5 protein-coding genes and 8 tRNA genes are annotated in these 9,372 nt (G+C 39.1%); all 13 read right to left on the reverse strand.

Going from position 1 to position 9,372, the window contains the following annotated elements; all coding sequences use genetic code 11:
* Positions 1-10 precede the first annotated feature (10 nt).
* The 13 genes from TY15_RS07120 to TY15_RS07180 all read right to left on the reverse strand — a co-directional run bounded on the left by TY15_RS07120 (position 11) and on the right by TY15_RS07180 (position 9,371).
* Complete coding sequence (locus tag TY15_RS07120; RefSeq protein ID WP_040207529.1) at positions 11-2,407, reverse strand: glycogen/starch/alpha-glucan phosphorylase; 2,397 nt, start codon at positions 2,405-2,407, stop codon at positions 11-13.
* Entirely contained in the window at positions 2,397-3,848 is a 1,452-nt protein-coding gene (glgA, locus tag TY15_RS07125) for a glycogen synthase GlgA (protein WP_040207528.1), read from the reverse strand. The genes TY15_RS07120 and glgA overlap by 11 nt, the downstream gene beginning before the upstream one ends.
* Positions 3,845-4,876 (reverse strand): GlgC family sugar phosphate nucleotidyltransferase, encoded by a 1,032-nt coding sequence (locus TY15_RS07130; protein ID WP_040207527.1) that lies wholly within the window; start codon positions 4,874-4,876, stop codon positions 3,845-3,847. Before TY15_RS07130 ends, glgA begins: the two co-directional genes overlap by 4 nt.
* Positions 4,877-4,937: 61 nt before the next feature.
* Positions 4,938-6,095, reverse strand: a complete 1,158-nt coding sequence (locus TY15_RS07135) for a glucose-1-phosphate adenylyltransferase (protein WP_040207526.1) — start codon at positions 6,093-6,095, stop codon at positions 4,938-4,940.
* Positions 6,043-7,986 (reverse strand): 1,4-alpha-glucan branching protein GlgB, encoded by a 1,944-nt coding sequence (gene glgB / locus TY15_RS07140; protein WP_040207525.1) that lies wholly within the window; start codon positions 7,984-7,986, stop codon positions 6,043-6,045. Before glgB ends, TY15_RS07135 begins: the two co-directional genes overlap by 53 nt.
* A gap of 532 nt (positions 7,987-8,518) precedes the next feature.
* Positions 8,519-8,590: transfer RNA gene (locus TY15_RS07145), tRNA-Glu, on the reverse strand.
* A 9-nt stretch (positions 8,591-8,599) separates the two neighbouring features.
* A tRNA-Ser gene (locus tag TY15_RS07150) sits at positions 8,600-8,690 on the reverse strand.
* 5 nt (positions 8,691-8,695) lie between these two features.
* Positions 8,696-8,770, reverse strand: a tRNA-Asn gene (locus TY15_RS07155).
* A 10-nt stretch (positions 8,771-8,780) separates the two neighbouring features.
* Positions 8,781-8,857: transfer RNA gene (locus TY15_RS07160), tRNA-Ile, on the reverse strand.
* 6 nt (positions 8,858-8,863) lie between these two features.
* Positions 8,864-8,937: transfer RNA gene (locus tag TY15_RS07165), tRNA-Gly, on the reverse strand.
* Positions 8,938-8,950: 13 nt separating this feature from the next.
* Positions 8,951-9,026: transfer RNA gene (locus tag TY15_RS07170), tRNA-His, on the reverse strand.
* Between the two features lie 28 nt (positions 9,027-9,054).
* Positions 9,055-9,130, reverse strand: a tRNA-Phe gene (locus TY15_RS07175).
* 164 nt (positions 9,131-9,294) lie between these two features.
* Positions 9,295-9,371, reverse strand: a tRNA-Asp gene (locus tag TY15_RS07180).
* Between the last annotated feature and the right edge of the window lies 1 nt (position 9,372).

A 9,372-nucleotide genomic window follows, 5' to 3' on the forward strand; every position in this document is an offset into this window, starting at 1 on the left:
CGAGTTTTCTTTATTTCACAGATTTAATGTTCCATATCCCATCTGCGTATTCTTGGATGGTTCGGTCACTTGAAAAATAGCCAGCCTGAGCAATATTTGCTAAACTCATTTTTTGCCAGTGCGTTTTATTTGTAAATGCCTCGCCAATCGAGTGTTGAATATCAACATAAGAGGCAAAATCCTTTAAAACGAAATATTGGTCATTTTCCTCTAATAACGAATCAAAGATCGGCTCAAATTCATTATAGACACCTGGGAAAAAGCCGTTTACAAGCTGATCGATTGCCTGTCTGATTCGATAGTCATGATGGTAATACTCCAGTGACTGATAACCACCATGTTGGTAATAATGAAGGACTTCCTCCGCCGTTAATCCGAACGTAAAAATATTTGCATCCCCGACTAATTCTCGAATTTCAATATTTGCCCCATCTAAGGTTCCAACTGTTAACGCTCCGTTGATCATAAATTTCATATTTCCAGTACCTGATGCTTCTTTACTTGCTGTGGAAATTTGTTCACTTACATCTGAGGCAGGAAAAATTTTTTCAGCTAAGGATACACGGTAATTTTCTAGAAAGATAACTTTAATTCTATCTGCAATGATTGGATCATGATTAACCTTTTCTGCAACAGTATTAATTAATTTGATGATTTTTTTAGCATAATAATACCCGGGTGATGCTTTTGCACCGAAAATAAATACCCTCGGTACGATGGAAAAGCTGGCATCTTCTTTAATCCTGTTATACAGATGCATAATGTGTAAAACATTTAACAGCTGGCGTTTATACGCATGAAGCCGTTTCACCTGTACATCAAAGATTGCCTCCGTATCAACAGCCACCCCGGTTTTATCCAAAATAATAGTAGCAAGCCGCCGCTTATTTTCATTTTTTATCTTTAACAGTTGCTCTAAAAAGGCAGGATCATTTTGATATTTAAGCAATTGAGAGAGATCTGTGGCTGAATGGGTCCACGAAGGTCCGATTGACTCGGTGATCAGTGAAGATAGCTTTGGATTTGCTTTCAAGAGCCAGCGGCGGTAAGCAATACCATTCGTTTTATTATTAAATTTCTCTGGAAACAGTTGATAAAATTGATTCATCTCCCGCTTCTTTAATATTTCGGTATGTAGCTTGGCTACCCCATTCACACTAAAGCTTCCGACAATCGCTAAATGAGCCATTTTCACATTGTGATCGGCCAGGATAGCAAGGCTTGAAATCCTCTGCCAATCTCCCGGAGTTTGTTCCCATAATTCCCGACAGAACCGTTCATTGACTTCTTCCACAATCATATAAATTCTCGGTAATAATGGTTGAAAAATATGAATGGGCCATTTTTCTAATGCTTCTGATAAAGTTGTATGATTGGTATAGGAAATAGTATGGGTGGTAATATGCCATGCCTGTTCCCATTCATAACCTTCATCGTCGATTAAAATCCGCATGAGCTCGGGAATAGCTAGAACTGGATGTGTATCATTAATGTGAATACAAATATGTTCATGAAGGTGTTCTAAACTAGTATGTTGCTTTCGATAAGTTCTCAAAATTGATTGGATACTCGCGGACACTAAAAAGTACTGCTGCTTTAACCTTAATATTTTCCCCTCATCATGGGTATCATCAGGATATAAAAACTCAGAAATCGATTCTGTCTCACGCTTATATTTTAAAATATCCGCATGAAAAGGAAATTGAGATGGTTCAGCATTCCATAGTCTTAGCGTATTGACCGTTTTGGATTGAAACCCGATAACTGGCATATCATGTGGGACAGCTGTCACTGTTTCTGCGTTCAGATGATGAAAGACTAGACGGTCGTTTTCAAGCCTTGCTTCTACCTTTCCCCAAAAAGGAATCTTAACGGCACTGTCCAGTTTTCGAATTTCCCAAACGTTGCCGCTCCTCAGCCACTGCTCAGGTAGCTCCACTTGAAAGCCATCGACAATTTTTTGTTCAAATAAACCGTGTTTGTAACGTATGCCATGACCATGACCCGGTAAATTTAGCGATGCCAATGAATCTAGAAAACAGGCGGCCAATCTTCCTAATCCGCCGTTTCCTAAGCCTGCATCCGCTTCTAATTCCTCTAATCCATCCAAGTCTATTCCTAATTCCTTAAGACCTGTCTGGACTGTTTCTTCTACCCCTAAATTAATTAAATTTTGCCTTAATAATTTCCCTAATAAATATTCAATCGAGAGATAATAAACCTGCTTGCCCTGTGCCGCATGATATCGTTCATTCGTTGCAATCCAATTATTACTGACAAACTCACGAATCATGCTGCCAAGTGTTTGATATTGGTCACGGGAAGTGCTTTCGGAAAAGCTCTTCCCACATAACATCTCAAGCCTTTTAAGAAAAGTCTTCTTAAACTCAGCTGGACTAGAAAACATGTGTTTCACTCCTTGAGACGAGCGCTAAATATAGTTGATTATAGCTAAATGCTGATTGAGCCCAACTATAATCCTTGCTCATTGCCTGCTTTACGATCAATTTCCAAATCTCTTTATCATGGTAAAATCTAATCGCTCGCTGGATTGTATAGAGCATGTCATGTGCATTAAAGTGCTCGAACGAAAAGCCATTCCCTTTCCTTGTGAATTCATTCCAGGGACTTACTGTATCGTTTAAGCCACCTGTTTCACGAACAATGGGGATAGCCCCATATTTCATAGCGATCAACTGTCCAAGACCGCATGGTTCGAATTGTGATGGCATTAAGAACATATCTGCTGCTGCGTAGAGCTTATGTGCAAGTTCCTCATTAAAACCGGTATGAACCTTTAATTTTTCAGGATAAATTCTGGCAGCCTGCCTTAATTGTTCCTCGTACTCATAATCACCAGTTCCTAGAATGATGACCTGGATATCCTCTTGCAGAATTTCTCGAAGGACACATTTTACTAAATCCAGTCCCTTTTGCCTTGTCAGTCTTGAAATCATGACAAGTAAAGGAGTCCCAGTACTTTGCGGTAATCCAAAACGTTTTTGAATCTCTTTCTTGTTGATTGTCTTTTGTTCATATGTTTCTGGTTTATATGTTTGATAGATCAATGGATCAATGGCCGGATTATAAAAATCTTCATCAATTCCATTTACTATTCCAACCAGGTCCTCTTTTCTTTGACGTAAGAGGCCATCTAGTTTTTCACCATAAACAGGCGTTTGGATTTCTTCCATATAGGTTGGGCTCACTGTAGTTATTTTATCAGCAGCCACTAACGCACCCTTCATAAAATTAATATTCCCAAAAAACTCTACATGACCGGCATCAAAGGATTGATAATCCAATCCCAACAGATCGCCGAGAACCTCTTTTGGAAATATTCCTTGAAATTGCAGGTTATGGATGGTAAATACCGTTCGGATAAGACCGTAGCCCGATCTCTTATAGTATTCTGTTCGTAACAGAAATGGAATCATCGCAGTATGCCAATCATGGCAGTGCAAGACATCCGGAAAAAAGTTTAACTGTGCTAATGTTTCAAGGACAGCTCGATTAAAATAGGCAAATCTTTCTCCATCATCAAAATATCCATAAAGATTTTGCCGTTTAAAATAATATTCGTTATCAATGAAATAATAAGTAATCCCCTGATGAGTAAGTTCCTCAATACCACAATATTGATTTCTCCAACCAACAGGGACCGTAAATTCTTTCACTTTTACCATCTTTTGTTTGTATTCCTCTGATATCGTCCCATATTTAGGAAGAATCACTCTAATATCTGTGCCCTGGCTCTTCAGTTCTTTTGGCAAAGACCCAGCAACATCAGCAAGTCCCCCCGATTTTGCAAAGGGGACACATTCTGAAACAGCAAATAATATTTTCACGAGTTCATCAACTCTCCTTGTTTCGTCCCTTTGCGGATGACGTACGGGTCACAAGCTGTCCCTAATAATCGGGCTCCAGCTTCGACTTTTACATCCTTATCTAATATCACTGAGTCTAAATAGCAATTTTCTTCTATTTGACACTTTTGCATGATGATACAGTTCTTAATGACTGTTCCTTTACCTATTTTAACTCCGCGTGAGATAATACTATTTTCAACACTTCCGCTGATTATACAACCATTAGCAATCATGGCATTCTTCACAACAGAGTCTTGCACATACTTGGTCGGCGGCTCATCCTTTACTTTTGTAATAATGGGTTGTTCTTTTACAAATAATTGTTTCCATACATCCATTTCAAGCAACTTCATACTTGTAGAAAAATAGTTTTCTATTGAATCGATCATCACGGCATAGCCATTATAATGATAGTGACAGATGGAATACATGCTCTGAATATCTGTTACGACATCCTTCATACATGTGTATCCTGTTTCATGTCTCGTTTCAATTAGCTTAATTAGGAGGGAGGTTTTAACTAAATACATTTCCATCGGGCTTCCATCTTGACGCATGAGCTCCGTAATATCGCAATTAGACTGTCTGTGCCATTTTAATATCGGTCCAAACTCCATATTAAAAATCGTATAACAATTGGCAATAATAGCATATTCTTGCGTACTACGATAAAAGTAATCTATATTTGCAGCAAAATGTTCAAATGAACCAATTTTATTACCATCATTATCAACTATTGGAGAAGGAAAGAAGAAAAGACCGTCTCGCTTTCGATTTAAATCCCAGTTTTTCCCTGAACCAAGGTGATCCATTAGCGAGCGATACTGCATTTTTGGAAAAATCGCCACACTTCGAATACCTGAATTCACCATGTTTGATAATACAAAATCAATGATGCGGTATCTTCCAGCAAACGGCAAAGCTGCTAGTGCACGATGTGTTAATAAATCTTCTAAGTCTTCATGATAGGTTGTGGCATCTATTACTCCTAATAGCTTTCTTTTCACTCCAAAATCCCTCCTGATTTTCTACTCAGATAGCTTGATTTGCTGTTACAGTTATAATTTCTTAACAATTAGATTCATAAGTTGGATTTAAACCAGCTAATACTTCTTCCGTTACCAAAATGATTTCATCGTCAAATGAACGAATGACGGTACCATCTGGGACCTTGACATCACAAGGGATTATCGCTTTTTCAATCAAACAATTATGCCCGATGTTGGCATCTGTCATGATGACAGACTCCTTAATAATAGTACCTTTCCCAACCGTTACACCTTGAAATAGAACTGATTTATCAATTTCTCCTTCAATCGTGCAACCCTCATTTATCAGTGACTCTCTAACCACTGCTTCAGAAGAAATATATTGTGGAGGCTGATTTGGATTTACCGAATAAATTCTCCAGTCATAATCAAATAAATCAAGCTCACATTCTTCACCTAACAAATCCATGTTGGCCTCCCAAAGGCTTTGTACCGTTCCAACATCCTTCCAATATCCTTTGAACGGATACGCAAATAATTTCTTATTCTCCTCTAAAAGCATGGGGATAACATCTTTACCAAAGTCATGGCTAGAATTAGGATCTCGATCATCCATTTCTAAATATTCTTTCAGTATATTCCAACTGAAAATATAAATGCCCATGGATGCTAGATTATTTTTCGGTTGACTAGGTTTTTCTTCAAACTCCACTATTCTCATATCTTCGTTCGTATTCATGATGCCAAAGCGATTGGCTTCAACCCACGGAACCTCGATCAATGAAATCGTGACATCGGCCCTTTTTTCAATATGATATTCAAGCATGCTCTCATAATTCATTTTATAAACATGGTCGCCTGAGAGAATTAAGACATATTCCGGTTGATATTGCTTTAGATAGTTTAAGTTTTGATAGATTGCACTCGCAGTGCCCGTGTACCATTTAACTTCTGAAGACTCACTATATGGGGGAAGAACGGTTACTCCACCATCCTTACGATCAAGGTCCCACGCACTTCCTATTCCAATATAAGAATTTAACAATAGTGGCTGATACTGTGTTAAAACTCCAACTGTATCGATACCCGAATTTGCACAATTGCTCAAGGTAAAATCTATAATTCTATATTTCCCTCCGAAGGGTACAGCTGGTTTCGCCAAATCCTTTGTCAGCGAATTAAGTCTACTCCCTTTTCCTCCTGCTAATAGCATGGCCACGCACTTTTTCTTTCCCATTTCCTTTTCTCTCCTTTCGCTTTTTAACTGCTCTTATCATTTGAAAACCGAACGCGGGAATTGTCACCTCAATTGAAAATGGTTGACCATGGAAAGGCTCCTCTAACGCTGTTATTACCTTTTTATTCGTCAAACCAGCGCCACCGTATTCTTGATGATCACTAGTAAAAATTTCTCGGTACTCACCATTCTTAGGGACCCCAATTTTATAGACTGGATAGCTTAAGCCCGTAAAGTTGCAGATTATGATTACCTGATCCTCTTCTTTTTTCCCTCTTCTGATAAAGGAAAATATTGATTGACTGTTGTTATTGGCATCAATCCATTCGAATCCATCCTGCATATGATCCAATTCATATAGTGCCTTTGTCCGTTTGTACAGTTTTGATAATACTTTTACAAAAGAGTTCAATTTATGATGCATATCATATTCCAATAAATGCCAGTCTAATTGTTCCTTATCCTTCCACTCAGCAAACTGGCCAATTTCAAAACCCATAAATAATAGTTTTTTTCCAGGATGGGCAAACATATAGCCCAGTAATAGCCTTAATTGGGCAAACTTTTCCCAATAATCCCCTGGCATTTTATCTAGGAGCGACTTTTTGCCATGGACAACTTCATCGTGGGAAAATGGCAACATAAAATTTTCTGAAAAAGCATATAAAAGTGAGAAAGTGACTTTAGAATGGGCCTGTGTGCGTGAATAAGGCGGGGTTTCCATATATTCAAGCATGTCATTCATCCAACCCATATTCCACTTATAATCAAAGCCTAAGCCACCGTAGCGAACAGGTGTGGTCACATGTGGAAATTCGGTAGAATCCTCCCCAATCATTAAAAAATAGGGATCATATTCATGAACTTCTTTATTTAAATTTTTCAAAAAGTTAATTCCAAAAGGATTTTCGCGTTTACCTTGGGTTGCATTAGGCCAATAAATGATGTTGGCAACGGCATCCATCCGAAAGCCGTCAATATGAAATTGGTCGATCCAATAGAATGCGTTTGAAATGAGAAAGCTTTGGACCTCACCTTTACCTAAATCAAAGTTGGCAGTGCCCCATACTGCATTCTCTCTGTCACTAGCATTGGCATATGAATAGATATGGGTCCCATCAAACCGATATAGTCCATGAGCATCCTTACAAAAGTGTCCTGGAACCCAGTCAAGAATGACGCCAATACCCTGCTGATGACATTGATCTACAAAGTATCTAAAATCATCAGGGGTCCCAAATCTAGAGGTTACAGAAAAATAACCGGTACCTTGATATCCCCATGAGGCGTCGAGCGGATGCTCGACAACAGGCAATAATTCAATATGGGTAAAGCCATGATCCAATACGTAAGGAATAAGTTCGGTAGCCAATTCCTTATAGGTTAATTGGCTGCCATTCGCTTTTTTCCTCCATGAACCAAGGTGGACCTCATAAATGATGGCTGGCTCTGATAAAATATTCTTTTTTTCTCTACGGTTCATCCAGTGTTTATCCTGCCATTCATAGTTGTTTAGGGAGTAGACAATCGAAGCAGTGTGGGGCCTCAATTCCGAATGAAAGGCAAACGGGTCTGCCTTAAGGAGCTTTTCACCTAAATTTGAGAATATCTCATACTTATAAATGCAGCCTTCTAAGTTTTGATTTACAACAATAACCCATACTCCCTCGTCGTTGACCTTCTGTAGATCATATCCTTCACCATTCCAGTTATTAAAATCACCCGTGAGCCTAACCAGAGAGGCATTAGGGGCCCATACGCAAAATCGTGTATAAACTTTATCGGAATTCTTAAAGATATGAGCGCCAAAAAGCTGATGACTTTGGAAAAAGCTGCCTTCATGAAATAAATGCAGCTGATATTCAGTGGGGAACAACGTATTCACTGTCATGGCTCTCCTCATCCTCAATGAAAATATGTATTTCTTTGACCAATTATAATTGCAAATGAATCATAATCCCCGAAAAACTTTTTTATCTTTTCTGACAACAAGCGATACACTATGTCATAAAAAGACTTTATTCGGCAATATTCATCATCATTCGTCAAGATATCCGCCAGCAAAAGACAGAAACTTATAAAGTTTTTTTGAAAAATATTATTTTTTTCAGTTAAAAAAATTATTTAATCACTAATAAAAAGGGTGGGATAGTTTTCGAATAAAACCCCATGAATGTAAGCGGTAACAACATTTTCAGAGAATTGAACTATTGAAATAATATTTTTTCAATATAATGTTATTTACCTTTGTGGATAGTAATTGCAGCTGTATCTATGGAGCTAGTTTCCAATCTTCAATGTGGGATTATTTAGGATATATACAATTTCTTTTGGGAGTGAAGATAAGATGAGGTAATTTCTTTGATCATAGTTATTAAATGACAACAAAAAAACTGATAACAATTTGTTATCAGTTTTTTGTATGACCCCTACGGGACTCGAACCCGTGTTACCTCCGTGAAAGGGAGGTGTCTTAACCGCTTGACCAAGGGGCCAAATATCTATGGCGGAGAAGGAGGGATTTGAACCCTCGCGCCGGTCACCCGACCTACACCCTTAGCAGGGGCGCCTCTTCAGCCACTTGAGTACTTCCCCATAGTTGGCTCCGCAGGTAGGACTCGAACCTACGACCGATCGGTTAACAGCCGATAGCTCTACCACTGAGCTACTGCGGAATAATCTATATGGTGGGCCTAAATGGACTCGAACCATCGACCTCACGCTTATCAGGCGTGCGCTCTAACCAGCTGAGCTATAGGCCCATAAATTGGAGCGGGTGAAGAGAATCGAACTCTCATCATCAGCTTGGAAGGCTGAGGTTTTACCACTAAACTACACCCGCATATAATTAATTATGGGGCGACTGATGGGAATCGAACCCACGAATGCCTGAACCACAATCAGGTGCGTTAACCACTTCGCCACAATCGCCACAATAAAAAATTCTATTTAATTAAAATGGTGGCTCAGGACGGAATCGAACCGCCGACACAAGGATTTTCAGTCCTTTGCTCTACCGACTGAGCTACTGAGCCAAATAATAAAATTGCACCCTACAAATTAATTGTAGTAAGTCCTTTGCTCAAAACAACTTTCGTTCTTTCTCGCAGATTGCCTTAGTAGCTTATTCAGTGATGTGAGCAATCTGCTCTACCGACTGAGCTACTGAGCCAAATAATACTGTTGCGCCAAATTAAAATGGCGGTCTGGACGGGACTCGAACCCGCGACCTCCTGCGTGACAGGCAGGCATTCTAACCAACTGAACTACCAGACCG

Source organism: Neobacillus jeddahensis, assembly GCF_000612625.1.
Taxonomy (GTDB): Bacteria; Bacillota; Bacilli; order Bacillales; family Cytobacillaceae; genus Neobacillus; species Neobacillus jeddahensis.

Bases quoted from the DNA above. Each gene is read 5' to 3' on its own strand.
- TY15_RS07135 (WP_040207526.1), bottom strand. From the start codon at position 6,095: ATGGGAAAGAAAAAGTGCGTGGCCATGCTATTAGCAGGAGGAAAAGGG.
- TY15_RS07120 (WP_040207529.1), bottom strand. From the start codon at position 2,407: ATGTTTTCTAGTCCAGCTGAGTTTAAGAAGACTTTTCTTAAAAGGCTT.
- glgB (WP_040207525.1), bottom strand. From the start codon at position 7,986: ATGACAGTGAATACGTTGTTCCCCACTGAATATCAGCTGCATTTATTT.